The sequence below is a fragment of the Paucilactobacillus vaccinostercus DSM 20634 genome, from assembly GCF_001436295.1.
In the GTDB taxonomy this organism is placed as follows: Bacteria; Bacillota; Bacilli; order Lactobacillales; family Lactobacillaceae; genus Paucilactobacillus; species Paucilactobacillus vaccinostercus.
In genome coordinates, this window is sequence record NZ_AYYY01000005.1 from 183882 (window position 1) to 210115 (window position 26234).

Annotated in this window: 26 protein-coding genes; 1 reads left to right on the forward strand and 25 read right to left on the reverse strand. The window is 41.2% G+C overall.

The annotated features are described in order from the left end of the window. Positions 1-34 precede the first annotated feature (34 nt). The 20 genes from lysA to FC26_RS01685 form a co-directional block, all read right to left on the reverse strand. Positions 35-1342, reverse strand: coding sequence for a diaminopimelate decarboxylase (gene lysA / locus FC26_RS01590; protein WP_057777288.1), 1308 nt, complete (start codon positions 1340-1342; stop codon positions 35-37). Positions 1343-1459: 117 nt separating this feature from the next. Beyond that, positions 1460-1645 (reverse strand): 2-hydroxymuconate tautomerase, encoded by a 186-nt coding sequence (locus FC26_RS01595; protein ID WP_057777289.1) that lies wholly within the window; start codon positions 1643-1645, stop codon positions 1460-1462. 141 nt (positions 1646-1786) lie between these two features. Next, positions 1787-2146, reverse strand: coding sequence for a 50S ribosomal protein L19 (rplS, locus tag FC26_RS01600; protein ID WP_057777290.1), 360 nt, complete (start codon positions 2144-2146; stop codon positions 1787-1789). Between the two features lie 113 nt (positions 2147-2259). Then, on the reverse strand, positions 2260-3018 hold the full coding sequence (gene trmD, locus FC26_RS01605; RefSeq protein ID WP_057777291.1) for a tRNA (guanosine(37)-N1)-methyltransferase TrmD: 759 nt from the start codon (positions 3016-3018) through the stop codon (positions 2260-2262). A gap of 1 nt (position 3019) precedes the next feature. Continuing rightward, a complete protein-coding gene (gene rimM, locus FC26_RS01610; RefSeq protein ID WP_057777292.1) occupies positions 3020-3523 on the reverse strand; it encodes a ribosome maturation factor RimM in 504 nt (167 codons plus the stop codon). A 42-nt stretch (positions 3524-3565) separates the two neighbouring features. Next, positions 3566-3838: a KH domain-containing protein gene (locus tag FC26_RS01615; protein WP_057777293.1), complete on the reverse strand. Its 273-nt coding sequence runs from the start codon at positions 3836-3838 to the stop codon at positions 3566-3568. Positions 3839-3850: 12 nt separating this feature from the next. Next, positions 3851-4126 carry a 30S ribosomal protein S16 gene (gene rpsP / locus FC26_RS01620; protein ID WP_057777294.1) on the reverse strand — a complete coding sequence of 92 codons (276 nt, stop codon included), beginning with the start codon at positions 4124-4126 and terminating at the stop codon, positions 3851-3853. A 139-nt stretch (positions 4127-4265) separates the two neighbouring features. Next, positions 4266-5681, reverse strand: a complete 1416-nt coding sequence (locus tag FC26_RS01625; protein ID WP_057777295.1) for an NAD(P)(+) transhydrogenase (Re/Si-specific) subunit beta — start codon at positions 5679-5681, stop codon at positions 4266-4268. After that, the gene (locus FC26_RS01630; RefSeq protein WP_057777296.1) at positions 5681-6001 is read right to left on the reverse strand and encodes an NAD(P) transhydrogenase subunit alpha part 2; all 321 of its coding nucleotides are present in this window, start codon (positions 5999-6001) and stop codon (positions 5681-5683) included. The genes FC26_RS01625 and FC26_RS01630 overlap by 1 nt, the downstream gene beginning before the upstream one ends. Position 6002: 1 nt before the next feature. Next, entirely contained in the window at positions 6003-7181 is a 1179-nt protein-coding gene (locus tag FC26_RS01635) for an NAD(P) transhydrogenase subunit alpha (protein WP_057777297.1), read from the reverse strand. A gap of 214 nt (positions 7182-7395) precedes the next feature. Then, a complete protein-coding gene (gene ffh / locus FC26_RS01640; RefSeq protein ID WP_057777298.1) occupies positions 7396-8832 on the reverse strand; it encodes a signal recognition particle protein in 1437 nt (478 codons plus the stop codon). Positions 8833-8845: 13 nt separating this feature from the next. Continuing rightward, a complete protein-coding gene (locus tag FC26_RS01645) occupies positions 8846-9187 on the reverse strand; it encodes a putative DNA-binding protein (RefSeq protein WP_057777299.1) in 342 nt (113 codons plus the stop codon). Positions 9188-9199: 12 nt separating this feature from the next. Next, positions 9200-10543, reverse strand: a complete 1344-nt coding sequence (ftsY, locus tag FC26_RS01650) for a signal recognition particle-docking protein FtsY (protein ID WP_057777300.1) — start codon at positions 10541-10543, stop codon at positions 9200-9202. 10 nt (positions 10544-10553) lie between these two features. Next, positions 10554-14108 carry a chromosome segregation protein SMC gene (gene smc, locus FC26_RS01655; protein WP_057777301.1) on the reverse strand — a complete coding sequence of 1185 codons (3555 nt, stop codon included), beginning with the start codon at positions 14106-14108 and terminating at the stop codon, positions 10554-10556. Positions 14109-14122: 14 nt separating this feature from the next. After that, positions 14123-14824 (reverse strand): ribonuclease III, encoded by a 702-nt coding sequence (gene rnc / locus FC26_RS01660; protein WP_057777302.1) that lies wholly within the window; start codon positions 14822-14824, stop codon positions 14123-14125. Positions 14825-14956: 132 nt separating this feature from the next. Continuing rightward, complete coding sequence (gene acpP / locus FC26_RS01665) at positions 14957-15202, reverse strand: acyl carrier protein (RefSeq protein WP_057777303.1); 246 nt, start codon at positions 15200-15202, stop codon at positions 14957-14959. A 37-nt stretch (positions 15203-15239) separates the two neighbouring features. Then, positions 15240-16271, reverse strand: a complete 1032-nt coding sequence (plsX, locus tag FC26_RS01670) for a phosphate acyltransferase PlsX (protein ID WP_057777354.1) — start codon at positions 16269-16271, stop codon at positions 15240-15242. Positions 16272-16291: 20 nt separating this feature from the next. Beyond that, on the reverse strand, positions 16292-18328 hold the full coding sequence (gene recG, locus FC26_RS01675; protein WP_057777304.1) for an ATP-dependent DNA helicase RecG: 2037 nt from the start codon (positions 18326-18328) through the stop codon (positions 16292-16294). Positions 18329-18406: 78 nt separating this feature from the next. After that, on the reverse strand, positions 18407-20098 hold the full coding sequence (locus FC26_RS01680) for a DAK2 domain-containing protein (RefSeq protein WP_057777305.1): 1692 nt from the start codon (positions 20096-20098) through the stop codon (positions 18407-18409). A 31-nt stretch (positions 20099-20129) separates the two neighbouring features. Beyond that, positions 20130-20492, reverse strand: a complete 363-nt coding sequence (locus FC26_RS01685; protein ID WP_057777307.1) for an Asp23/Gls24 family envelope stress response protein — start codon at positions 20490-20492, stop codon at positions 20130-20132. 558 nt (positions 20493-21050) lie between these two features. Here FC26_RS01685 and rpmB point away from each other — a divergent pair. Continuing rightward, the gene (rpmB, locus tag FC26_RS01690; protein ID WP_057777309.1) at positions 21051-21236 is read left to right on the forward strand and encodes a 50S ribosomal protein L28; all 186 of its coding nucleotides are present in this window, start codon (positions 21051-21053) and stop codon (positions 21234-21236) included. A 45-nt stretch (positions 21237-21281) separates the two neighbouring features. Here rpmB and FC26_RS01695 read toward each other — a convergent pair whose 3' ends face one another. The 5 genes from FC26_RS01695 to FC26_RS01715 form a co-directional block, all read right to left on the reverse strand. Beyond that, entirely contained in the window at positions 21282-21950 is a 669-nt protein-coding gene (locus tag FC26_RS01695; protein ID WP_057777310.1) for a thiamine diphosphokinase, read from the reverse strand. 66 nt (positions 21951-22016) lie between these two features. Then, positions 22017-22670: a ribulose-phosphate 3-epimerase gene (rpe, locus tag FC26_RS01700; protein WP_057777311.1), complete on the reverse strand. Its 654-nt coding sequence runs from the start codon at positions 22668-22670 to the stop codon at positions 22017-22019. Positions 22671-22679: 9 nt separating this feature from the next. Beyond that, a complete protein-coding gene (rsgA, locus tag FC26_RS01705; protein WP_057777312.1) occupies positions 22680-23585 on the reverse strand; it encodes a ribosome small subunit-dependent GTPase A in 906 nt (301 codons plus the stop codon). 18 nt (positions 23586-23603) lie between these two features. Beyond that, entirely contained in the window at positions 23604-25487 is a 1884-nt protein-coding gene (gene pknB, locus FC26_RS01710) for a Stk1 family PASTA domain-containing Ser/Thr kinase (protein WP_057777314.1), read from the reverse strand. Then, entirely contained in the window at positions 25484-26230 is a 747-nt protein-coding gene (locus FC26_RS01715; RefSeq protein WP_057777315.1) for a Stp1/IreP family PP2C-type Ser/Thr phosphatase, read from the reverse strand. The genes pknB and FC26_RS01715 overlap by 4 nt, the downstream gene beginning before the upstream one ends. Positions 26231-26234 lie beyond the last annotated feature (4 nt).

Here is a 26234-nt window from a genome sequence, read left to right on the forward strand (position 1 = left end):
TATGTCATCCTCTCAGATAGTGATCGGTAATATTTTATTCTAATGGTAAATCTTGTCGAATTAAATCTTGCAAGCTTTCACGTTTAACAATTAATTTTGAAGTGCCATTTTCGCAAAAAACGACGGCAGGCCGTGGATTACGGTTATAGTTACTAGCCATTGAATAGCCATATGCACCAGTATCCAAGATTGCCAACAAGTCACCTGCTTCAGTTTTTGGTAATTTCTGATCCCAAGCAAGCATATCGCCAGATTCACAATATTTACCCGCAATGGAAACCGTTTCTGTTACGGGGTGAGTCAGTTTATTAGCAACTACAGTTTCATATTTTGCCTGATATAGGGCCGGTCGAATATTATCGCCCATACCGCCATCAACAGCCACATAGGTTCTCACACCCGGAATGACTTTGCGAGAGCCAACGGTATAGAGCGAAACGCCAGCGTTTCCAACTATTGATCGTCCAGGTTCTATCCAAATTTCAGGTAATTTCATTTGAGTTTCGGCAGCAATACGCTTCATTTCATGGAGGATAGCTTTAATAAAGCTTTCTGGTTGAAGCGGCTTTTCATCGTCAGTATATTGGATGCCAAATCCACCACCCAAATTTACGACGGGGGCCAGAAAATCAAATTTTACTTGCCAATGATGTAATAGTGCCATCATCTTTTGTGCGGCCATGATGAAGCCATCAGTTGCAAAAATTTGAGAGCCAATATGGCAATGAATGCCAATTGGATTGAGGTGCCGCGTTGCAAGCACTTGTTGAATGGCATCATCTGCCTGACCACTATTGATGTCAAAACCAAATTTAGAATCTTCTTGTCCTGTCATAACGTATTCATGCGTATGTGCTGAAATGCCCGGTGTTACACGGAACATCACATCAATATCTTGACCGCGTTTGTCGGTTAACTGAGATAGTAACTCAATTTCATGAAAATTATCGAGAATAATGCAGCCAATGTTCTGATCGAGTGCTAGTTCTAATTCCTCGTAACTTTTATTGTTACCATGAAATGAAACTTTTCCCATTGGGAAGCCTGCCTGAGCAGCAGTGTATATTTCGCCACCGGAAACAACATCACAATGAATATTTTCTTGGTTAATTAGTTGATACATTGCAATCGTCGCAAAGGCCTTGCTGGCATAACTAATTTGGTAATCAACTTGCTCTTCATCAAAGATCTTTTTAAAATTTCTAATTTGTTGACGAATATTGTTGGTATCATATGCGATCAAAGGTGTTCCATACTGCTTTGCTAGGCTAGTTGTATCAACACCACCAATAAGTAGATGGCCTTCATGATTAATTTGATCAGCATTAATTTGTGTACTCACACGCAATCCTCCCCTAAAAACAGTAAAAAAAGCGGCCACAACGATAAGACGCCCATTGTGGTTCATCCGCTTGTCTTACAAGATTATCTCCCAGTACCATTTAGAATAGAAATATTATTATTGGTCACTTTTCAGTGTTCCACCAACACTGTAGTGACTTGGTTTCATTTCGTTTAGAACAATGTGAATACGCTCTGCTGGAACGTTAGCATCTTTTGAAATTGCAGCAGTAACATCTTTAACCAATGCTTTTAATTGTTCTTCAGAACGTCCTTCTAGTAAATCAATGTGAACTAATGGCATTGTTTTTACCCCCATCTTTATCTATTACGCCTATTATACTTAAAAAAGTAGCAATTGCCAAACGCGATTCTACAAAAATAGGGTTAAATAAATCCAAACAAAAAAGACCCATGATAATTTATCATGAGCCTCTTTTTTAAATTACTTATTGATACGGCGTTCTGGGATACGAGCTGCCTTACCATGTAATGCACGTAAGTAGTACAATTTAGCACGACGAACGCGACCATGGCGAGCAACTTCAATCCGGTCAACACGTGGTGAGTGAAGTGGGAAAGTACGTTCCACACCAACACCGTTACTGATCTTACGAACAGTATATGTTTCGCTGATACCGAAGCCGTGACGCTTAATAACGACACCTTCGAATAATTGGATACGTTCGCGAGAACCTTCTACAATTCGAGCATAAACTCGAACAGTATCTCCGGCACGGAAATCAGGGATATCGCTACGTAATTGATCAGCAGTGATCTTTTCGATTAAAGTATTTTGACGCATAGTTTTCTTTCCTTTCGCCGACATTCTTGTCGGATAACCAACAGCGGAATATCGTTACTATGGCTTAATAGCCAGGTAATATCTTAGCATAATACCCTACCAATTGTAAAGAGTTATTCAGGTTCACTTTCATCTTCTTCGATTTTTATGTCAGAAAGAAGATGGCGTTGTTGCCCTGTTAAATGTGCACTTTCCAACAAATCTGGCCTACGATGGAGTGTCCGTCGTAAGGACTCTTTTTGGCGCCACTGAGCAATTAGTTGGTGATTACCACTTAATAGTACTTCTGGGACCTTCATGCCCCGAAAATCGGCTGGCCGAGTGTACTGTGGGTATTCAAGAAGACCATCTTCAAATGAATCCCCTGTGGCGGAATCATGATTACCTAGAACTCCTGGAATAAACCGGACTGTTGCATCGATCATGACCATTGATGCAAGCTCCCCGCCAGTGAGCACAAAATCTCCGAGCGATACTTCATCAGTAACAATTTGTCGAATTCGCTCATCGTATCCCTCGTAGTGACCACAAATAAATGTTAGATGATCTTCATGGGCCAATTCATTAGCTAAATGCTGGTCAAACTTTTGGCCAGCCGGATCCAGCAAGATGACACGCCCCTTAGAGGTATCTGGACCAACTTCTTTTTGGATTGCATCATAGGCATCGAAGATCGGTTGTGCTTGTAATAGCATTCCGGCGCCGCCACCGTACGGAGCATCATCAACATGGCGTTGCTTGTCGGTGGTATATTCCCGAAAGTCAGTAACATGGACATCTAACAGCCCTTTTTCAGTTGCCTTACCGAGAATCGATTCTGTGAGTGGTCCTTTAAACATTTCAGGAAAAAGACTTAGAATATCAATTCGCATATTAGTCAAGCCCCTCCATTAATTCTACTAAAACTTTGTGGTGTTCAAGATCAACTGTTTTAACAACATCATCAATCACAGGCAATAATAGATCATTTTGGTGTGGCCGTTTAACAACCCATACGTCGTTAGCACCAGGCGCTAAAATTTCTTTAATCGTACCAATTTTTCCATCGGTAAGGGTTTCAACATCTAACCCAATGATTTGATGATAATAGTATTGACCATCTTCAAGTGATTGTTGATCATCTTCGCTGATCATAAGCTCTTGCCCTTTATAAGGTTCAACTTGGTTGATATTGTCGAACTCTTTGAACTTGAGCAGATAGGTTCCCTTATGTTCTCTTACGGCCGTGATGGTAACTGGAATCGGTTGCTGTGCTTGAATATAGAGTTGTTGTTTAGGCTGAAAGCGTTCCTCCGGAAAATCCGTTGTTGAGACCACCTTAACTTCGCCGCGAATACCATGAGTATTAACAATTTTTCCTACATTATAATATTTCACGTTGTCTCCTTATTTTTAACTAAAGAAAAAACTCCCGCACGGTTATTGTGTGGGAGTTTCGTGGTTACGATGATCATTAATCACTAACCGTACTTTTCTAGATTTATCGTTAATCGTACTATAGACAATTGTCCGAATATCAGCTGCAACATGACCATGACGGCCAATTACACGTCCAACATCTTCGGCGTGAACATCTAAAGTGTATTGTTCATACTTCAATGTTCTTTCCATATCTATCTGAACGGCTTCTGGATGAGCCACAATCGGTTGGACGATCAATCTAATTAAAGTATCTATTTCAGTACTAGTCATGATTAAACACCACTACTTTTTTGCAAGCTTTTCGTCGTGAAACTTCTTCATAACGCCGGCTTTAGATAAAATGTTACGAACAGTATCTGATGGTTGTGCACCATTGTTAAGCCATTGCATGATCGTTTCTTCTTCAAGCTTAACTTCTGCAGGTTCGATCAATGGATTGTAAGTACCCACTGTTTCGATGAAACGACCATCACGTGGTGAACGTGAATCAGCAACTACGATACGGTAGAAAGGACGCTTCTTTGAACCCATACGCTTTAAACGAATTTTAACTGACATTGAATAGACACCTCCCAAACTTTTATTAACACGTAATAATATACCAGTGTTTAAAACGAATGTAAAGTAAATTTCCTTAACAGTTTAAATTTATTTGAAATAACTTCATATTTCGTCGATTTGGTAGGTATGAACGTCCTTATTCATCCAAGTATTCTTTGGTGGATGCAATAATTTCTTGAATTCCTTTTTTTGCATCTGAGAATAGCATGTGGGTCTTGTCATCTGAGAACAATTCATTCTGGATACCTGCATATCCAGTACTCATAGAACGTTTAATTACAACCACGGATTTAGATTTATCGACATCTAGAATTGGCATTCCTGTGATGGCGGTCCCTTTGCGTCGTGCTGCAGGATTGGTCACATCATTGGCCCCAATTACGAGTGATACATCCGTATTTTCAAACATTGAATTGGCTTCCTCTAACTGTTTCATTTGGTCATACGGAACGTTAACTTCCGCCAATAACACATTCATATGTCCTGGCATCCGCCCAGCAACTGGATGAATAGCATAATTAACATTGATATCGTGATCGGTCAACAGTTTTGCTAGTTCGGCCACTTCGTGTTGTGCTTGTGCCGCGGCAAGTCCGTAACCAGGGACGATCATGACATTATTTGCATAGGCAAGTTGAACACCAACATCATCAGCGGTAGTTTCCTTAACATTTACGGGAATATCATCAGCTGCAGCACTATTACTATCGCCAGTACCGAATCCACCGGCAATGATATTCATGACTGACCGATTCATGGCTGCTGCCATTTGTAAGGTCAAGATTGTCCCCGCAGCACCAACTAACGCCCCTGCAATAATTAAGGCTTGATTGTCGATGACAAAGCCGGCCATTGATACGGCTAAGCCGGTAAAAGCGTTTAGCAAGGAGACAACAACTGGCATATCTGCCCCACCAATTGGAATTGTCATTAAAATTCCAAAAACTAAACTGGCACATAGCGTGAGAATTAGCCACCAAGAATTAGCAGCGAATCCAATAGTTAGTACTACGGAAACTAGGATAACAATGACGACAACGGCATTGAGGAGTTTAGCACCAGGAAAAGTAATGGGTTTACCAGAAATTTTACCGGCTAATTTACCAGTAGCAATCAATGAACCGGAGAAAGTAATCCCACCAATAACAAGATCAAGTGCGACAGGAAATGAAAATGCAAAGTGTAAATGAGAGCCAGCCGCCATACTCAGGTAATCAAATGTCCCGATTGCTGCTGCGGCACCACCACCAACAGCATTGAACAAACTAACCAGTTGCGGCATATCCGTCATTTCCACCGTCCGGGCGCGAATAGTACCGTATCCTAATCCAAGGACTAATCCAACTACCAAAATGAGACTACCGGTCATTGTTGCCTCATTTTGATGTAGTGCAATCAAAAAAGTCATAATAACAGCAATAATCATTCCGACAGCTGAAACTCGATTACCATTACGGGCGGTTTTCGGCGTCCGCATCATATGCAATCCAATGACGTAACAGGCGGCACTGATTAAATACATCAGTGAAACAATTGTCATTAATAGTGACATTACTTTTCACCCCCGTCTTGTGATTGATCATCTGATTTTTTGGGTTTTGAAAACATTGTAAGCATTCTGTCAGTGACAACGTATCCACCGGCCACATTGACAGAGGCTAAGAAGACCGCAATGAAGGCAATCACGTAAAATAATATTGAGTGTGCCTCCAGCGCAATTAGAATAGTTCCAACCACGACAACCCCATGAATAGCATTTGCGCCAGACATCATTGGTGTATGCAGTGTCGCAGGAATTTTACTAATTACCTCAAATCCGACAAGAATACTGAGAACAAAGATGGCAATATTGGTATATAATTCTTGACTCATATTAGCTCTCCTCCGTTTCTGTATGAGGATCCGGAAGATCCGGTAAATCGAGGGCTTTTCGAAGCCGTGGGTTTACAATATCTCCCTTATGCGTAGCAACCAAGTCTTTTAATACATCATCGGTTAAATCAAATTGGACCGTGTCCTCATCAATAATATAGTTCAACACAGCGAGAATGTTTTTAGCAAATAACTGCGAAGCTGAATTTGAAACTTGGCTAGCTAAGTTTCCGGCACCCACAATGGTGACATGTTGTTCAGTTGTGATCGTTTTGAAGGGCTGGCTCCCAGCCACATTTCCCCCTAGCTCACTAGCAGCCAAATCAACAAAGATCGTGCCTGGCTTGGCATTTGTGACGCTATCATCCGTGACTAATAATGGCGGCTTATGTCCTGGAACCTGAGCCGTTGTGATGACAATATCATTTTGTGCTATAAAATCGGCCAACTCTTTTTGCTGAGCCGCTTGTTCTTCAGCTGTTAATTGACGGGCATAGCCACCGTTTCCAGCACCGTTTGCGACTGAACTAGTTAAGAAGGTTGCACCGAGCGACTCAACTTCACCACGTGATGCAGGACGTACATCGTACCCAGAGACAATCGCCCCCAATCGCTTAGCAGTACCAATGGCTTGTAATCCGGCAACACCGGTTCCGAGCACCAATACTTTAGCTGGTTTAACGGTTCCAGCAGCCGTGATCATCATTGGAAAATACTTTGGATAAAGATCACTTGCAATCAAAGCCGCTTTATAACCGGCAACACTGGACTGTGAACTTAACACGTCCATGGTTTGTGCCCGACTGATTGTCCGAGGTAGAAGTTCCATTGAGATAACGCTTACATTTTTCTTTGCTAACATCTCAATTTTAGCCGGAATAGTTAACGAATTAAATAACCCGATCACGACTTGTCCATCTTTCAAGGCGGCCAGTGTTTCGTCATCTGGCATATCAATCATGACTACAATATCAGTCGTCGTTAAAGCCGTTTTTCGGTCAACTATTTCAGCTCCCACGGCTGTATAGTCCACATCAAAAAAATTGGCGTCACTGCCGGCACTATTTTCAATAAAAACTTTTTTGCCGGACTTAGTTAGCCTTTTAACAACCTCTGGATCGATTGAAACACGATGCTCATGTGGAGATTGTTCTTTTAATACACCAATTTTTATCCCCATTTCAAATTCCTCCTTTTACAAAAAAGTCAATCTTTGAATATAGTTTCACAATACACCATTATTGTATTCCTTTTCCTAATAATTAACAAACGTTTTTATTCTTTCATGCTAATATGGTCTGATTATCTTTTAAATTTTCATTTTTTGTTAGATAAATTTAAATTAGGTAACAAAAAAAGCTACTTTCAGTTTGAAAGTAACCTTTTCATACATATTAACGACGTTTTTTGTTTTTCTTTGCTCGTTTCTTTTTGTTCTTTTTCATTTGGCGAGACATTCGGTTCATTGCCAGTTTACCTAAACGGCCACCTGGCATAGACCCACCCATCATATTCTCAAGACCAGACATATTTCCATTTGAAACTTGTTTCATCATTTTTTTCATCTGATTAAACTGCTTAATCATCCGGTTGACCTCTACAATCGGACGACCAGAACCAGCTGCTAAACGACGGCGACGACTTGGGTTCAATAAATCAGGATTTTCACGTTCTGCTGGTGTCATTGAATACACGATGGCTTTTAAATGTTCCATATCTTTAGGATCAATATTAGCATTCTTCAAGGCAGGGTTATTAGCCATTCCTGGAATCATTTTCATGATATCTTCCATTGATCCCATTTTTTGCATCTGTGCCATTTGATCCAAGAAGTCATTAAAATCAAATGAATTTTCACGCATCTTTTCAACGGTTTTTTGGGCCTGCTCTTCATCGAAATCTTTTTGAGCCTTTTCGATCAATGTGAGCATATCACCCATGCCCAAGATACGGGACGCCATTCGATCTGGATGGAAGACGTCTAGGTCATCCATCTTTTCACCCTGTCCGACAAATTTAATTGGTTTACCGGTAACGGCACGGATCGAAAGTGCCGCCCCACCACGAGTATCACCATCTAATTTAGTTAAAACGACACCAGTGATATCCAGTTTTTCGTTAAATCCTTCAGCAGTTTCAACCGCATTTTGACCCGTCATTGCATCAACAACCAGCAAAATTTCATCTGGGGACGCGAGAGTCTTGATTTGAACTAGTTCGTCCATTAACTTTTCATCAATTTGCAAACGACCAGCAGTATCAATGATTACATAGTCATTATGTTGATCGCGTGCCTGTTGCAATCCTTGCCGGACAATTTCAACGGGATCAACGTCGGTTCCAAGTTGAAAAACCGGGACTTCAATTGACTGGGCAACCTGTTCCAATTGATCAATCGCAGCAGGACGATAAATATCGGCTGCGATAAACATTGGTCGGGCATTTTGCTCGTTTTTGAGTTTTAGGGCTAATTTACCAGCCGTTGTCGTTTTACCAGCCCCTTGGAGACCAGCCATCATGATAATAGTTGGAATTTTATCAGATTTGTTGAGGGCAACTGCTTCTTCCCCCATCATCTTGGTTAGTTCTTCGTTAACAATTTTAACAATTTGCTGGGCGGGGTTTAATCCTTTGAGAACATCAGCACCTGCAGCCCGAGTACGTACTTGTTTGACAAAGTCCTTAACCACTTTGAAGTTAACGTCGGCTTCCAACAACGCTAGACGAATGTCTCGCATCGTTTCCTTTAAATCAGCTTCCGTTACTTTTGGCTTACGCCGTAGCTTTGCCATTGTATCTTGTAATCTTTGTGTTAATCCTTCAAACGCCATAACTTACTCCCCATCATTCTTCTTCTAGATTTTCGAGATGTGCAACCAGATTATTAAGATGTTCATCCTGCGGATAATGCGTTGCGACATAGCTTTGAATCTCATCTGCCTGGCGATTACGAGCTAAAAAGTCTTGGTGTAAATGGAGTTTACTCTCATAATCTTCCAGAATCGATTCCGTCCGTTTTATATTATCATACACTGCTTGACGACTCACAGAAAATTCTTCGGCAATTTCGCCCAGGGAAAAGTCATCCCCGTAGTAAAGCTGAATGTAGTTATTTTGTTTTTGTGTTAGTAGTGGTTGATAAAATTCAAATAACGAGTTAATTCGGTAATTTTTTTCGATCTCCATTGTGTCACCATCCTAATCAGTTGGTTCAACTAAACCTTTAAATAGTCCGTAGACGAATTCGCTCGCATCAAATTTTTGTAGATCTGAGACTTTTTCTCCAAGGCCAACGTATTTAACAGGTAAATGGAGTTCATTACGAATTGCTAGCACAATTCCGCCGCGAGCAGTCCCATCCAACTTTGTCAGGACGATTCCAGTTACATCGGTGCTTTCCTTGAACAACTTTGCCTGACTGAGTGCGTTCTGGCCCGTTGTAGCATCAAGAACCAGCAATACTTCATGAGGGGCATCAGGAATCTCACGACTAATAATGCGTTTCATTTTGGCTAATTCATTCATTAAGTTCACTTTATTTTGTAGTCTACCAGCCGTATCAACGAACAAAATATCGTAATTTTCTTGTTTGGCACGCTCCACAGCATCAAATACAACTGCTGCTGGATCCCCTTTTTCCGGTCCGGTTACAACCGGAACATGATCGCGCTTGCCCCAGACCTGTAATTGCTGAATGGCACCCGCACGGAACGTATCAGCAGCCGCTAGAAGTACTTTTTTCCCTTGCTGCTGATACATTGCGGCCATCTTACCAATTGTGGTTGTCTTACCCACACCATTCACGCCAACAAATAGAATGACAGTTGGTCCAGTTGGTGCAAAGTTAATTTCGTTATGTTCATCTTTGCCCTGTTGTTCGTATAAATCGACCATTTTTTCAATGATGACGTTAGTCACGGCTTGTTTATTTTTCGCATTCTGTAATTTGACTTCTTCACGAAGTTGGTCACTTAGTGTCTCAGCCATTTCAAAGCCTACATCGGACTCAATTAATGCCTCTTCTAGGTTTTCAAAAAAGTCCTCATCTACATGACGGAAGTTGGCTAGCAAGGCATTGAGACGTGCACCAAATCCAGTTCGCGTTTTCGCCAGTCCCTGCTCATACTTATTATCGGTACCGGTATCTTCACTAGCCTCATTGTGGCTCTCATTTTCTTGGTTAGCATTCGTTTCTACTGAGGTTGGTTCGACAACGCTTGCTGCTGATTGTGAGGGTTGCTTTTCAACTGGCTCATCGTCACTTTGATCTGATTCAACAGTATCCTGAACAGAACTTACTGGCACCTCAGAATTCACGGGTTCAGAAGCCACCGTGGTTACTTCTGAAGCAGGTGTTGAGGTCGCTGAAGTTGCTGATTGTGATTGGGGCATCGCACTTGCTGCCGCTTGTGCAGTGTTACTACTTAGTTCTACTTCGCTGACTGGTGTTGCAGACGGTGATTCACTAACAACCGCGGTACTTTCTGGTTCTGTCGTGTCACTTTTCTTTTGTTTACGTTTAAAAATATCAAATAATCCCATTATTTCCTCCTTAAATCGGAACATCTTCAAGAGATACTGAAACCATTTTTGAAACACCAGATTCTTGCATTGTTACCCCATACAAAACATTAGCATTCATCATAGTTCCCTTACGATGAGTGACAACAATAAATTGTGGGCCATTGTCCCCATAAGTACTTAAATAGCGCGCAAATCGGTTTACGTTAGCTTCATCAAGTGCTGCTTCTGTTTCATCTAAAATCGCAAATGGTACCGGGCGAACTTCCAAAATGGCAAATAAGAGCGTGATCGCAGTCAGTGCCTTTTCCCCGCCAGAAAGTAAGCTCATCTGTTGATTCTTCTTGCCAGGTGGCTGAGCAATGATGTCAATGCCAGTTGTTAATAGGTTATCTGGGTCTGTTAAAACTAACTGAGCTTGGCCGCCCCCAAACATTTGAGCAAAAATATGTGAGAATGATGTTGCAACCTGCTGATAGCTTTCATAAAATCGCGTTTCAACCTCTTGATCCATTTCTTGCATTGTATCATTTAACTGCTGTTTTGCGGATAAAAGATCCGTTTGTTGATCATGCAAGAATGAGTAGCGTTTATTAACGCGGTCATATTCTTCAATTGAACCAAGATTTACCGGTCCAATTTCATCTAATCCACGCTTCAACAATTTTAGCTGAGTATTAATTTGTTGTGGCGCCATTGAGCTTAGGTTTTGTTTAGCTTCTTCGAATGTCATAGCATAGTTTTCGGACAAACGGTTAAATCCGTGATCTAATTGGGCTGATAATTTCGCATTTTTGGCATGAACTTCATCGAGATCGTTTAGGGTTGCTCGCTGGAGTTCACGCAGACGATCTAAATCATGACTAGCAGTTTCAATTTGAGTAGTTTGCGTATCTAGCTTTTGAGTGACAAGTTCTAGATTAGTTTGTGATTCAGCCTGCGCATTTTTTAATTGTTGTAACGACTGAGTTGCACGAGCCTTTTCCTGCTCTCTTTTTTCCTGCGATTCACTCGCCATGTTGGCTTTGGAATTCAGCTCATCCAATTGAGCATCAATCGTGTGTATGTTAATTTGCAATTGCTTTTTTTGCTGGTTTGTTTGTCGAATCTTTTCTTGTGCAACTGCAAGCCACTGCTTCTTTTGCTGAAGTGATTCTTGACGTTTAGAGTCGTCTAATTGTGTCACATTAAGCTGTTGTTTCGTTGCTATTATTTTCTGCTTCAACGTTTCAATGGTTTGCTCAATTTCTTGGGACTTGTTCTCGTTAGTGCGTAACTGATCCTCATATGAGGACGTTGAACCGTCTTGTTGCCCTACCTCGAAGGATAGTGCTTTTAACTGCCGTTCATTTAGCTTTTGTCGATCGGTTAATACTTTCAACTTGCCATCAGCAGTTTGAAACTGATTTGTTAGGTCAGTCACACTTGTTTGTAATTGCGCAATAACCTGATTATTAGCTTGTGTTGCCCGATCGAGTTTTTGAATGGTTGCTTCTAAATCACTCACGTTGCTTCTAGCAGCAACTAGTTTAGTTTCCAGTTGCTCAACTTCGTTCTGACGGCTAAGTAGCCCTTGCCTTTGTTGGCGGTTGGCACCACCAGTCATTGCGCCACTAGCGTTAATAAGTTGCCCATCAGTTGTGACAATTCTAAAACGGTGCTGCGTCTGCTTCGAAATACGGGTTGCATGTGATAAATTATCCGCGACAATTGTATTACTAAGGAGATGGTCAACAATAATTTGCTGCTCAGGTTGAATGGTGACTAGTTCACTAGCCAGCCCTAAAAAACCATCCATGTTACTAATTCGATCCAAAATAATTTGATTGGGTGTATGATGCGCCAATGAATCAATTGGTAAGATAGTTGCCCGTCCACCACGGTTACGAGTCAGGTAGCTAATAATGGCTTGTCCCGTTGTTTGGTTATCAACGACTAAATTTTGGAGCTGTGCACCAAGGACGGTTTCAATGGCGGTCGTATATTGTGCAGGGACGTTAATCAATTCCGCCACCGGTCCCATAAGCCCGTTAAACTGTTGCCGTTGCTGAAGAACAGTACGTACGCCTTGATAAAATCCCGAATACTCCGTTTCCAGTGATTTGAGACTCGTCTGTCTTGCTTCCAGTGACTGGACATTACCTAATGCCTGATACCACTTTTTTTGTGTAGCATCGTAGTCATTTTTTAAACTTTGCCGCTGATTAAGTTCTGTATTCAGTTGTTTTCGCTTGTCAGTGAGTTCAGCATTCAATGTGTTTCGCTGCTGTTGTTGCTGTGTCAAGGCTATTTTTAGTTCATCAAACTGTGCCTGAATGGTCTTCAGTTCTGTCTGAGATTGAACTTGTCGTTTACTATCTTGTTCATGGTTTCGAGTTAGAAAGGTTCTTTGATTATGAACAGTCGTCAGCGCCTGCATTTGATCGATTTGTTGATTTTGGAGTGCTTCAATTTGATCCGTTAATAGCTGTGCCTGCTGTTCAGCGGTTATCTGTTCGGCTTTTGCAACCTGCTCTTGCATGGCATTAATTTCAGCTTGCTGTGTCGAATATGTAGCTTGAATGTTGGCGAGCTCTTGCGAGGCCTCTTCTTTATTCTGTTCAAGCTGCGTACGTTGTTGTTTTAATTGACCCAAGTTAATCTTTTGTTGACTTGAGCGTTCAGAACTAAGACTTAATAAATTGTTTAGGTCCGCAATTTTCTTCGTTTGTTCAAGTAATTGATTCTGAAGCAAATCTTTTCGCTGTGTGAGCTGCGTTTGACTCTGCTTTAATTTAACCAGTGTCGATTCTGCTGCTTTAACTTTTTTATCATAGTCATGCGTCATTTGGTCCAAACGATGTTGTTCTTGTTCAATTGTTTTGGTTTGAGCTTGATATGCTTCAATATCAAGCACAGTTTTAGTGCGGTCAAGTTGATCAAACTGTTTTTTCTGTTCTTGAAATTCTTTAGCAAGTGCACTTTCTTGCGCTAGGGGTTCAAGCTGAGTTTCCAGTTCACTGATGATATCACCGACTCGGTGAAGGTTATCGGTAGTATCAGCCAATCGCTTTTCAGCGGTAGTTTTATTTTTCTTGTATTTTGCAACCCCTGCAACTTCTTCAATGACGGCCCGACGATCTGTAGGCTTTCCATTAAAGATGGCCTCTACTCGCCCTTGTGAAATAATTGAGAATGACTCACGCCCCAGCCCAGAGTCCATAAATAAGTCAAGAACATCTTTGAGACGACATTCTTGACCATTAATTAAATATTGACTTTCTCCGGTTCGATACAGTTTTCGAGTGATCTTAATTTCACTATAGTCACTATTAAGATAGTGATCTTGATTATCAAAGGTAATGGCTACTTCCGCCCGATTAAGTGGTTTACGTGTATCCGATCCAGCAAAAATGACATCTGCCATTTTGTTGCCCCGGAGGTCTTTTGCTGACTGCTCGCCCATCACCCAACGGATTGCTTCAATGATGTTACTTTTACCACTCCCGTTTGGGCCTACAATTCCTGTCATGCCCGGCATAAATTCAATTTTGGTTTTTTGAGCAAATGACTTAAATCCATTTAACTCTAATGAAATCAATCGCATCTTGGTCTCTCACTTTATTGTTGATTTTGCCGTAGATCTTGAAGTGCATTTTTTGCAGCATCCATTTCGGCGTGCTTCTTTGAAGTCCCAGTTCCCGTACCGATTTGTTGATCATCAGCACTTACCCCGACTGTGTACCGGCGGGCATTAGCCGGGCCCTCTTCTTTGATGACAGTATAGTCGATATCAACATCACCATTGCGTTGGAGGAATTCTTGAAGACTAGTTTTATAATCGACTTCATTATCAAACCAGCCTTGGTCTAATTTCGGAAAAATAACTTTACTGATGAAAGAAACGACGGCATCTTTTCCCTGGTCCAAATATAAGGCACCAATAAATGATTCAAAAATATCGCACAGTAAAGAGGACCGTTGTCTAGCACCAGCCATTTCTTCACCATGACCAAGACGAATATATTGATCAAAATGACATTCGACTGCAAACTTGCTGAAGCTATCCTCTTGAACCATTGCCGCACGTAACCGGGTGAGTTCCCCCTGTGGCATCTGTGGATAGCGCTTGTAGATGTATTCCGAAACTGTTAATTGTAAAACTGCATCTCCCAAAAATTCGATTCGTTCATAAAATTTCAAACCGCGGTTGGGGTGCTCATTCACATAAGAGGCTTGTGTGAATGCTTCATCCAATAAAGCATGGTTAGTAAAATGGATATCAAATTTATCTGCTAATTCGTTTTCTAATTCTTTTATCATTGCTACTTCCTTCTTCTGTTATAGTGCCTATTATACGTGTTTTAACAAGATTGGAAAAGAGTAACAACCACTTGTTTACACGGAAAAGGACCGTATGCAATTTGCTACGGCCCTTTTAGTTCAGTATTTAGTTTATTTGGCTTGGTTATTGGCAATGTAGTCAACTACTTCACCAATAGTACTAAGTTTTTCAGCTTCTTCATCAGAAATCTCTGAACCAAAAGTATCTTCTACTTCAAGTACAAATTCAACAAAATCAATTGAATCCGCATTTAAATCGGTTTTTAAATTTAAATCAGTCGTAATTTTAGCACGATCAATATCAAAATGGTCAGCGACGATTTCGCTTACTTTATCAAAAATTGCTTGTTTATCCATAATTTAGTTGCTCCTCGTTTTTTCTCACTGAACCAGTTTAGTCGTTTTCAGTAGGATTGTCCACTAATTCTTGGTGACCAAAGTAATCAACGGTTTGTTGAATCACATTTGTATCAATCATGGTCTTAATCTGGCTAATTGTATTTGCAACCGCATCGGCTTTGGAGGCACCATGGGTTTTAACCACCGGGGCTTTCAAACCTAGCAAAACAGCGCCACCGTATGTCGAAGTTCCCATAACATTGGCAATTTGGTTGAACACTGGCTTCAAAAGTAAATAGCCGAGTTTCGCACGTAATCCACCATGCAAAATACCATGTTTGATTAATTTAAGGACCGTTTTCGCAGTTCCTTCAGTGGCTTTCAGTGCTGCATTACCTGTCCAACCGTCTGTAACAATGACGTCGGCTTTGCCGGACAGCAAAGCGCCAGATTCAATGTTACCGATAAAGTTTAAATCAGTTGCGTCATTTAGTTGTTGCCAAACTTCTTTGTGGAGTCGATCTCCCTTGTCTTCTTCTTCGCCGTTATTCAAAAGACCGATCCGTGGTTCTTTAACACCCAAAACCTGTTGTGCGTAAAACTTACCTAAATATGCATATTCAAATAAATTTTTGGTTTTACTTTCAGCATTTGCCCCGGTATCTAGATATACAAAATTAGACTGTGCTAACTCTGGATTAGGTACGGGCAGAACAGAAGTTAAACCTGGGCGATCAATTCCTTTAATACGGCCCACAATTAGTAACCCAGCGGCCAAGACTGCCCCCGTATTACCCGCGGAAAAGAAGGCATCAGCTTGATGTTCTTTAACCGCCGTGGCTGCACGCACGATTGAAGAATCTTTTTTCTTACGAATTGCTCGAACCGGTTCTTCTCCCATCTCAATCATTTCTGTTGTCGGAATTAATTGTAGTCGTTCGTGGTTCTTAATCTCAGCGGTAACTTGTTGCTCGTCGCCAAAAAGCAAGAATTCAATATCTGGATATTGATCACGAGCAGCCTCGACACCCTTAATAATCTCTTGTGGTGCGTGATCGCCACCCATGGCGTCTACAGCAATTTTCATCATTTCATCAACCTCTCTTTTTAATCAAAATGAGTTTGCAACTGATGCCGTTTTAAATATGCAACTAGTGGAATATTGTCTGTGACATCATCCCAATGGGGCATTTTAAGCAGTTCTGCAGCATCATGTTGTGCAATTTCTAGTATTTTCAAATCTCCTACCGGATCGCCAATTTTAAATTCTGGGACACCAGATTGCTTTTGTCCCAAAATATCACCAGATCCTCGTAGTTCCATGTCTTTTTGGGCAACGACGAACCCGTCAGTCGTGTCCACCATTGTTTGCATTCGTGCCACTCCAACTTCATTTTTAGGATCAGCAAGCAAAATACAGTAGCTTTGTTGCTTTCCTCGACCAACACGGCCACGAAGTTGGTGTAATTGGGCAAGGCCAAAACGGTCTGCATCATAAATCATCATAACCGTTGCATTGGCAACATCCACCCCCACTTCAATGACGGTTGTGGAAACTAATACCTGTAATTCATTAGCCTTAAACTGCTCCATGACCGCATCTTTATCATCATTTGACAAACGGCCATGTAATAAGCCAACTTTAAATTGTGGTTCAAAATAAGCCGCCAATTGTTCATAAAGTGCTGTGGCATTTTGCACATCCAAAGCTTCTGACTCTTCAATTAGTGGAGTGACAATATATACTTGCGCACCCTTTTTTAATTCCTGTGCAACGAATTCCAACGCAACCCCATTTTGGTTAGACCTTAACCAGCGAGTTTGAATTGGAAGTCGTCCAGCTGGTAATTCATCAATGATCGAAACATCCATCTCACCATAAGCGGTAATTGCTAATGTTCGCGGAATGGGAGTTGCAGTCATCGCCAAAACATCTGGCCGGTCCCCCTTTTCACGTAGCTTTTGACGCTGGTTAACACCAAATCGATGCTGTTCGTCAGTAATAATAAGCCCAAGGTTGGCATACTCAACACTATCTTGAATAAGTGCATGGGTTCCGATAATTAAATTAATGGCACCCGTTCGAATTTGATCTTCAAGTATTCGATGCTGCTTCGCGGTCAAGGAACCCGTTAGCAGCCCAACGTTCACTGGCAAGCCTTCAAAAAGATGTGCTAAGTTTTGCGCATGCTGTTCAGCTAAAATTTCGGTGGGAACCATCAATGCTGCTTGGTATCCAGCAGTAATTGCGGCATAAATGGCAATTGCCGCAACAATGGTTTTACCAGACCCTACATCACCTTGCAGTAGCCGATTCATTTGAACCGGTTCAAGAAGATCACGACAAATTTCATTCACAACTCGCTTCTGCGCCTTTGTTAACTCATAGGGCAATTGCCCGATAAATGACTTAATCTCATCGTTATGGTATTTAATGACGAGTCCATTACGTTTTTGATTTGCTCGTTTAGTTGCTTGTAGCCGCAATTGGAACAAAAAAAATTCTTCATAGGTTGCACTTCGTTTGGCAAGCTTAGACTGTTCATCACTGGTTGGAAAATGCATCTCACGAATCATCTCTTTGCGGGACATTAGATGATATTGTTGGCGCAACGACTCTGGAATAAGCGTCGGAATCACGTTTTCATATTGTTTAAACGCCGCAGTAATAATCTTTTTGATCGTGGCCTTTTTCACATTTTTATTAGTTGGATAAACAGCACTGTATGAATGCGATTCAGCAGTATCAACCGTGATTAACTTACTGCCAGTCATACGAAGATGTTGCCCATCCCACTTACCAAATACAGCCAAATCGCGGCCAAGTTCAATCTTGCTTTTTAAATAAGGCTGATTAAAAAAAGTCACCAAAATAACTTCACGATTAACCATAAGCCGAAAACTTAATCGATTTTTTTTATACCCAAATCGTGCAATCACCGGCTCCGACATCACGGTCCCTTTAATCGTGATTTTTTCTTGGTCCTTAGCATTTTGGACAGATTGAACTTCAAAGTTATCATAACGAAGAGGATAGTACGTGAGCAGATTTTCAACGGACAGGATATTCAACGTTGCTAAATTTTCGGCCGTTTTTGGACCAACTCCTGGCACAGCAGAAACAGAATCCTGAAGACTAAGCACCAAATTCCTCCTTTACTTGTTAACTAATACAAAAATGATCGAGTGAAAACACAGTTTTCCCCCGATCAAGGTAGATCATTATTCAACTAAAATTAAATATGGGTAAACTGGCTGACCACCAGAATGGATTTCAATTTCAAGTTCATCGTCAATTTCTTCAATAGCAGCTTCAATAGCTTGAGCTGTTTTCTCGTCACCATCGGAACCCAAAATGATCGTTACAATTTCACTATCGTCATCCAACATAGCTTTAACCATCTTGATGGCCGCCATCTGAACATCTGGATCTGTGACCGTAATTTTACCATTCACAATGCCCATGAAATCGTCTTTTTTGATGTCAATACCATCGATAGTGGTATCTCTGATAGCATTGGTTACTTCACCGCTTTTAACCGTTGCAAGATTTTCTTCCATAGCAGTCTGATTTTCTTCGAGTGAACTATCGGGGTTAAAGTCAAGCATGGCCGTCATTCCCTGCGCAATGGTCTTACTGTGCACAATTTTAGTTGGAATTTCAACGACATCTGCCGCTTGGTCCGCAGCCATAAAAATATTACCATTATTAGGTAATACAATAGCCTTCTTGGCACCACTGGCGTTGATTGCATCAACAATATCCTGAGTACTTGGATTCATTGTTTGACCACCACTAATAACGTGGGTTACACCCAAGCTCTTGAATAGCTTAGCAATGCCCTCTCCTGATGAAACGGCAATCACGGCTGTTTCAACTGGGGTGCTTGGTACACTGCTCTCAGAGCTAGTTGCTGTGGGTTGTTCATCCTTTTCCATGATGGTTTCTTGTTGCCATCGCATGTTATCAACTTTTACTTTTTGTAAATCACCGAACTGTTGTCCCCAAGACAATACCTTACCAGGATGTTCAGTGTGGACATGCACTTTGACAATTTCGTCATCGTTGACAACTAACAAGCTATCTCCTAAATCTGCAAGGTAGTTGTAAAATTCATCATAATCGAACTTTTTGGTAACTTGTTTCCCCCGGCCAATTCGGACCATGATTTCAGTACAATAACCATATACGATATCATCCGGATCAAGCTGTCCCTGAGCACTACGATGATGTTCGGCATTGATCATTTCATCCATCTCTGCATTATCAGGTGTGTGGTCTTCATCATCAATAACCTTGCCACTAAGTGATTCATAAAAAGCCTGAATAACAAAAGTAAGCCCTTGCCCACCTGAATCAACAACCCCCACTTCTTTCAGAACGGGAAGTAAATCTGGTGTCTTTTTAAGTGCTTTTTGTGCTGCTTCGTAAATGGTTGCCAAAATTTCAACGATATCATCCGTTTCATCGGCCTTTTCAATTCCCGCCTTAGCGGATTCGCGAACAACAGTTAGGATGGTACCTTCGGTTGGCTTCATTACGGCCTTATAAGCCGTCTGGGCCCCACTGGCATATCCTGCGGCAAAATCTTTACCAGTTAACGTTGCTTTGCCTTCAATTCCCTTGGAAAATCCACGGAAAATTTGTGACAAAATAACACCAGAATTTCCGCGGGCACCCATTAGGAGTCCCTTAGCTAAGGCAGCAGCGAGATCAGCAACATCGTCACTGGTTGCCTCGCGTTCATATTTAGCCCCGCTAGCAAGCGACATGCTCATATTAGTACCGGTATCCCCGTCTGGAACTGGGAACACATTTAATGAATTAATGAATTCGGCGTTTTGCTGGAGTCGATTTGAAGCGGCTTGCACCATCTTGCCAAATTCAAGGTTTGTAATTTTTGTGACTGTCAATTATTTATCCTCCTGACGAGATCATGCTAATTTATTCAGCTAGTACACGAACACCCTGAACGAGAACGTTGACCGAATTAGCAGTTACGCCAAGCATTGATTCTAAATTATACTTAACTTTTTCTTGGACGCTTTTTGAAACAGCAGAAATTTTAGTGCCGTAGCCAACAATAATGTTCACTTCAACTGCAATTCCATTGTCTTGTTGACGAACAACAACACCCTTGCTGTAGTTCTCTCTTCTCAAAATATCGTTAACGTTGTCTCGAATTTGATTACGGCTGGCCATACCAACAACACCATAGTTATCAGTTGCGGCACCACCAACGACAGTCGAAATCACATCGTTTGCGATATCGATTGTTCCGTACTGGGTTTTAATCTTAACTGCCATATTAAATGGCCCCCTTTTTTATCAAAAAGTAAGTTTTACTCATAACGATATTCTACCATACCACATAACCGATAAAAAGCAAATTAAGTCTCCCCTTGACCAAACAACGTAATTATACTAAAAACGACACCTCTGGGGTGAGGTGTCGATTACAAGATATCACACTGGGGAAGTGTGCTTGTTCATGTTGGAGAAACATAGGGTTTTGGGGAAGACTATGTTTCATAGTTTAGGTTTTGGGAGGAGTACGAATAGGTAAAACCTTTAACCTATCGTGCAGTTAATATAACATCTTTTTCATTAAAGTGCCAGTAATTTGATCTGAACTCACTTTTTGCTTTTATGTTCTGTTCTTCATTGAAAAAGCACTGAAGATATGATATTTTTATGACTGGTTCCTATTTAATGACTGATCTAACAATATTTATAGCTGTAAAGTTAAAGAACTTGACAGAAATCTATTGCAATGAGATCGTAGCTATGGTAAATTATTTAGGTGAGTTATCGCGCAATTGCGATCAATAGTAAAAAAATTGATGAGAAGAGGAGGGGTTATTCATGGCTAAAGATTTTATCAGCGGTAAACGGACACGCTTTGGTAACAAGCGTTCTCATGCCCTTAACTCAAGTCGTCGCAGCTGGAAGCCAAATCTGCAAAAAGTAACAATTCTCGTAGATGGTAAGCCTAAAAAGGTTTACGTTTCAGCACGCACTTTGAAATCAGGTAAAGTGACTCGAGTTTAATTAAATAAAAAGGCCTACATCTTAATTGATGCAGGCCTTTTTATTTTAGTCTCGACTCTGAATAACAGCAACAATGCCACTGTCAAACTTAAAATGATTTAGATCACCATTAAATTCGTTACTAGCCCATGATGTTGGATGGCCACTACTGTAATCATTTAAAGGATATTTTTCATCGAATAACGTTAGACCGTCCACTTTTGTCAGTGTCACAAACGCAAGGTATTTTTTATTAGGTTCTTTTTTTATTTCGTGCATTCCGGGTTGATAGTAAGTAATCGTATTTTGACGGTCAATGAGTTTAATGTTAGTGACATAGGGCCTAAAACGTGGCTCAAGGGGTAAAAATATATTAGCGAGTAAATGGTCCATTCGCCCTCCCGTAGCGCCATATATCGCGAGTTGCTCAAACTTAAAATATCGAATTGCGGTAATAACACCAATTTGCGTATCCGTTAGGTCTTTTTCAGGCGGGAATGTCTCGATATGGGTAATCTGTTCCTTAACGCGTGCGAGTTCTTCTTGGGCAGTTGAGTCAAAATCTCCAACTGCAATTTCCGGTTTAATTCCTAATTGCAACAGACGGATTGCTCCACGGTCAACGCCAATCCAAGGGCCTTCAATTTGACCGCTCTTTAGGGTGTCAGGCCACTGTTGCGTTGGTCCCCCTACCAGTACATTCAGTTTTTTTACTTTTCGTTTTTGAATAGTCATTGGTGTCTCCTAAAAAATAAGAGTGTCGGCTAATATGCCGCACTCTTATTTTAATACATATTTTATCTATTTGGTTACATCTTTTAAAGTATTCATCTTGGCCACTGGATCAGCGTCGTTAAAAACATAAGATCCGGCAACTGCAACTGTGGCACCAGCTTTATAGCAGTCAACAACGGTCTGATTATTCACGCCACCATCGATTTCGATGTCGTAGTCATACCCACGGTCCTTTTTAATTTGGTCCAACTGAGCAATTTTAGCGACTGTTTCTGGCAAGAACTTTTGTCCCCCAAAGCCGGGGTTAACAGTCATTACTAGCACTTGATCAACCATTCCAAGAACAGGTTCGATCAATGACACTGGCGTTCCAGGATTGATAACAACTTCTGCCTTTACACCACCATTTTTGATTAATTGAAGTGCACGATGGATATGAGATGTTGCTTCTACTTGAACACCAATCAAATCAGAACCGGCGTCAATGAAGTCTTGAATTAAATGCTCTGGGTTTTGAACCATTAAATGAACATCAAGGAATAAATTTGAAACCTTACGAATTGCTTTTACGAATCCTGGACCGTACGAAATGCTTGGGACAAAGGTACCATCCATCACATCAATGTGTAAATAGTCGGCGCCACCCTTTTCCACTTTTTCAATGTCACGCTGTAGATTGACGTAATCGGCACTTAGAATAGAAGGTGCAACTTTAATCATTATAATTCCTCATTTCTCTTTATTGTATTTTGGTTTTTGATTAGCTATCAGGTCATGAAACATTAGATAGTTTTCATACCTACTGTTCATAATTCTACCATCAGTGACGGCTTTTTTCACGGCACAACTTGGTTCTTTGATGTGTAAGCAACCCCTGAAGCGGCATTCTGCGCTTAATTGCAGCATTTCGGGAAAATATTGAGGGAGCTCGTTTATCGTCATTTCAAACGCTTCGTACGATGAAAATCCCGGTGTATCTGCAATAAGCGACCCATTAATATTTAACAGACTAACCTTGCGCGTTGTATGCTTCCCGCGTTGAAGAGCTTGCGAAATTTCTCCGGTTGCCAGTTGTAGTTCTGGTGATAGTTGATTAAGCAATGTTGATTTCCCAGCCCCAGTTTGTCCCATCACGACGCTGATTTTACCGGTTAAAAGTGATAGCAGCTCCGTCTTAACTTGCTCGTTAAATGCTGGCTGATGAAAAATCACATGGTACCCAATTGTACGGTATCCGGTAACAATTGTTTCGTTAAACGTTGATGCTGCTGAAGGATCCAACAAATCTGTTTTGGAAAAATAAATAATTGGGGTGACATTTTGCGCTTCCAAGGCGACCAACTGTCGATCCAGTAAATTGCTTGAAAATTCTGGTTCTTTGACCGCCGTCACGACAACTGCAATATCGACATTGGCAATCGGTGGCCTAACAAGTTGGTTTTCGCGTTCATGAACTTTAAGAAGATAGCCTTCACGTTGGTTATCGCTTTGAAAATCAACATGATCTCCCACCATTGGTTTAATTTTTTTTGCACGAAAATTGCCACGGGCACGTGTCCGATAAATAGTGTGTTCTGTATCATCCAAAACATCGTAAAAGCCACTAAGCGACTGTTGTATAATCCCCTTCTTCACACGTTTCTCCTTATTGTTTTATTGTTGAATATTAGTTGCACTCATAATTGTTTTGCCATCACGAATAACCTTGTAGGCGCCCTTATCATCCCCATTTAAAGTAAACGGAATGTTGATCGTTGTATCCTGGCTAATCATGACGTCTTGATATTCCTGAGTTAAATTGTGATTAGCATCTTGAATATAAATTTGAACACGATTTTGAGTCTGATTATCGGAACTATCAAACGGAACGTTCACTTGGACAGTGGTGCTTGTTTCCTGCTTTTTTGCCACCGTAATGGTGATCGAATCATCATGACTGACCTTAGTTCCAGCAACTGGAGATTGACTAATGACATGTCCTTCATCTACTGAATCCGATTCAGCCTCGTTGGTTGTAAGTTGAAGCTGATTATCATCGGCGTATTTTTGCACCTCAGCCGTTGTTTTGTTAGTAAAATCCGGAATTGTAACTTTCTTTTTTCCGGCGCTTACATGAAATGTAATTGTCGTGTTAGCAGCATTTACTTTTTTCTTAGCATGGATACTTTGTTTAATGATGGCACCGGAATCGACATCATCGGAATAAATGGCAACTCGCTTGACTGTCATTCCCTCACTCCGAAGTTTTGCGGCAACGGATGCATAATCATCACCCGTATAGTTACCAATGGTGACTTTTCGATGACCAGTACTAATTGTCAAACCAACCATTGAATCTTCTTTTATTTTTCGTTGAGAATCCGGATTAGAACTGATTACTCGTCCTGTGTGCACTGTTTCACTGGTCTTGCGGTGAACACTTCCTAATTTTAAATGATGTTCTTGAAGCTTACTTTTGGCTTGTGTTTGTGTTAATCCAGCTAATTCTGGCACTACAACACGCTTTGGAATTAGCATCCATGTTGTGATACCAATCGCCAGCAACAGAATGATACCGACAATCCATGGCCACTTCCAATGTTTTTTAACAGGTTGCTGAGTATTTTGAGTTGTTTTACTTTCGTCATTGACCGCCGCATTGATTTCGCTTGGGTCAATCACCTTCGTCTCCCCTTGATCATCAGAGCTGGGAATAAAACGGGATTCGCCAACACGACTGTTAGAAAGCGAAGTGGCCAAATCACCCGCCATTTCCTGGGCGCTCTGGTAGCGATCCGCTGGAAGTTTGGCCGTTGCCCTTAAAACAACATTTTCTAGTGCTTGCGGAATTTGTGGATCAAATTTGCGAACTGATGGAATTTCATCCCGGAAGTGCTTGAGTGCAATTGAAACGGCCGTTTCGCCTTCAAAAGGTACTTTACCAGTCAAAAGTTCATATAAAATAATTCCTAATGAATAGACATCTGACTGTGGCGTAGCAATGCTTCCACGAGCCTGTTCGGGAGAAAGATAGTGTACGGACCCCATTAAGGTATTCGTCTGCGTCAACGAATTTTGTGATACAGCAACTGCAATACCAAAGTCGGTAATTTTCACATTCTGATGTTCGTCAATCAACACATTTTGTGGCTTCAAATCGCGATGAATAATTCCGTGTTGATGGGCTTCTTCAACTGCCGACAAAATTTGTTCCATAATTTCAATGACTTGCTTGAACGGAATGGGAAAATGTAGGCCGATGTATTCTTTCAGATCGGTTCCCTTAACGTATTCCATCACCAAGTATTGAAGCCCATGGTCTTCACCAACGTCATACACACCAACAATATGAGGATCATTTAATTGCGTTGCCGCCATTGCTTCACGCTGAAATCGTCGCTTAGTATGGGGATCGTCACGCAAGTCTAATCGCAGTAATTTAACTGATACGTCACGATCCAGAATCAGGTCGTGTGCCAAATATACATTGGCCATACCACCCTCACCAAGGGACCGAATAATTTTATAACGGTTATTTAGTGTATATCCAGGATTCATATGTCACTGCCCTCCTGGTAATTTTCCGCGATGAGTACCGTAATATTATCCGGACCCCCAGCTTGGTTAGCATCGTGAATTAATTGCTCACATTTTTGATCTGTTGTAAGTGATGATTCTAGTACTTCTAAAAGACGTTGATTTTCCACCATATTAGATAGACCGTCAGTACACAATAACAAACGGTCATTTTTATGAATTTCATACAGGTTCACATCAATGTCCGCATCGCTAGAAATACCCAAAGTTCGAGTAATAATATTTTTTTGGGGATGCGTTCGAGCTTGTTCCTCAGTAATTTCACCGCGTTTGACCAATTCATTGACTAATGAATGATCCTCCGTTAATTGACTAAGATTTCCATCCCGATTGAGATAGCCGCGACTGTCCCCAATATTGGCCACAATCATCTGATCTTCAAATAGGATTGCAGCAACTAATGTAGTTCCCATCCCCTGCAGATTTTTAAATTGTTGCGCCTTGGCGATAATTTGGGCGTTTTCATCACGTACTTCACTAGAAAGCCATTTTACAGCCGCTAAGGGTGTCTCAAAAGAGGTTTCCTCGAAATGACGGCCAATATGAGAAACTGCCATCGATGAGGCTACGTCACCGCCTTGATGGCCCCCGATACCATCCGCAACGATGGCAAAAGTAAGGCGATCTATATTTTTAAAAACACCGACATAGTCTTGGTTTTCCTCGCGGGCCCTGCCAATATCTGTTTTAAATGCAATTTTCATCAAA

Coding starts and splice junctions, on each gene's coding strand:
- FC26_RS01715 (WP_057777315.1), bottom strand. CDS start 26,230: ATGAAAATTGCATTTAAAACAGATATTGGCAGGGCCCGCGAGGAAAAC.
- rpmB (WP_057777309.1), top strand. CDS start 21,051: ATGGCTAAAGATTTTATCAGCGGTAAACGGACACGCTTTGGTAACAAG.
- pknB (WP_057777314.1), bottom strand. CDS start 25,487: ATGAATCCTGGATATACACTAAATAACCGTTATAAAATTATTCGGTCC.
- ffh (WP_057777298.1), bottom strand. CDS start 8,832: ATGGCGTTTGAAGGATTAACACAAAGATTACAAGATACAATGGCAAAG.
- FC26_RS01645 (WP_057777299.1), bottom strand. CDS start 9,187: ATGGAGATCGAAAAAAATTACCGAATTAACTCGTTATTTGAATTTTAT.
- FC26_RS01625 (WP_057777295.1), bottom strand. CDS start 5,681: ATGTCACTATTAATGACAATTGTTTCACTGATGTATTTAATCAGTGCC.
- FC26_RS01695 (WP_057777310.1), bottom strand. CDS start 21,950: ATGACTATTCAAAAACGAAAAGTAAAAAAACTGAATGTACTGGTAGGG.
- smc (WP_057777301.1), bottom strand. CDS start 14,108: ATGCGATTGATTTCATTAGAGTTAAATGGATTTAAGTCATTTGCTCAA.
- FC26_RS01635 (WP_057777297.1), bottom strand. CDS start 7,181: ATGGGGATAAAAATTGGTGTATTAAAAGAACAATCTCCACATGAGCAT.
- rplS (WP_057777290.1), bottom strand. CDS start 2,146: ATGCGTCAAAATACTTTAATCGAAAAGATCACTGCTGATCAATTACGT.
- FC26_RS01685 (WP_057777307.1), bottom strand. CDS start 20,492: ATGGCAGTTAAGATTAAAACCCAGTACGGAACAATCGATATCGCAAAC.
- acpP (WP_057777303.1), bottom strand. CDS start 15,202: ATGGATAAACAAGCAATTTTTGATAAAGTAAGCGAAATCGTCGCTGAC.
- ftsY (WP_057777300.1), bottom strand. CDS start 10,543: ATGGGATTATTTGATATTTTTAAACGTAAACAAAAGAAAAGTGACACG.
- rnc (WP_057777302.1), bottom strand. CDS start 14,824: ATGATAAAAGAATTAGAAAACGAATTAGCAGATAAATTTGATATCCAT.
- rpsP (WP_057777294.1), bottom strand. CDS start 4,126: ATGTCAGTTAAAATTCGTTTAAAGCGTATGGGTTCAAAGAAGCGTCCT.
- FC26_RS01630 (WP_057777296.1), bottom strand. CDS start 6,001: ATGAGTCAAGAATTATATACCAATATTGCCATCTTTGTTCTCAGTATT.
- rpe (WP_057777311.1), bottom strand. CDS start 22,670: ATGATTAAAGTTGCACCTTCTATTCTAAGTGCCGATTACGTCAATCTA.
- FC26_RS01595 (WP_057777289.1), bottom strand. CDS start 1,645: ATGCCATTAGTTCACATTGATTTACTAGAAGGACGTTCTGAAGAACAA.
- plsX (WP_057777354.1), bottom strand. CDS start 16,271: ATGAAAATTGCTGTAGACGCCATGGGTGGCGATCACGCACCACAAGAG.
- trmD (WP_057777291.1), bottom strand. CDS start 3,018: ATGCGAATTGATATTCTAAGTCTTTTTCCTGAAATGTTTAAAGGACCA.
- FC26_RS01615 (WP_057777293.1), bottom strand. CDS start 3,838: ATGACTAGTACTGAAATAGATACTTTAATTAGATTGATCGTCCAACCG.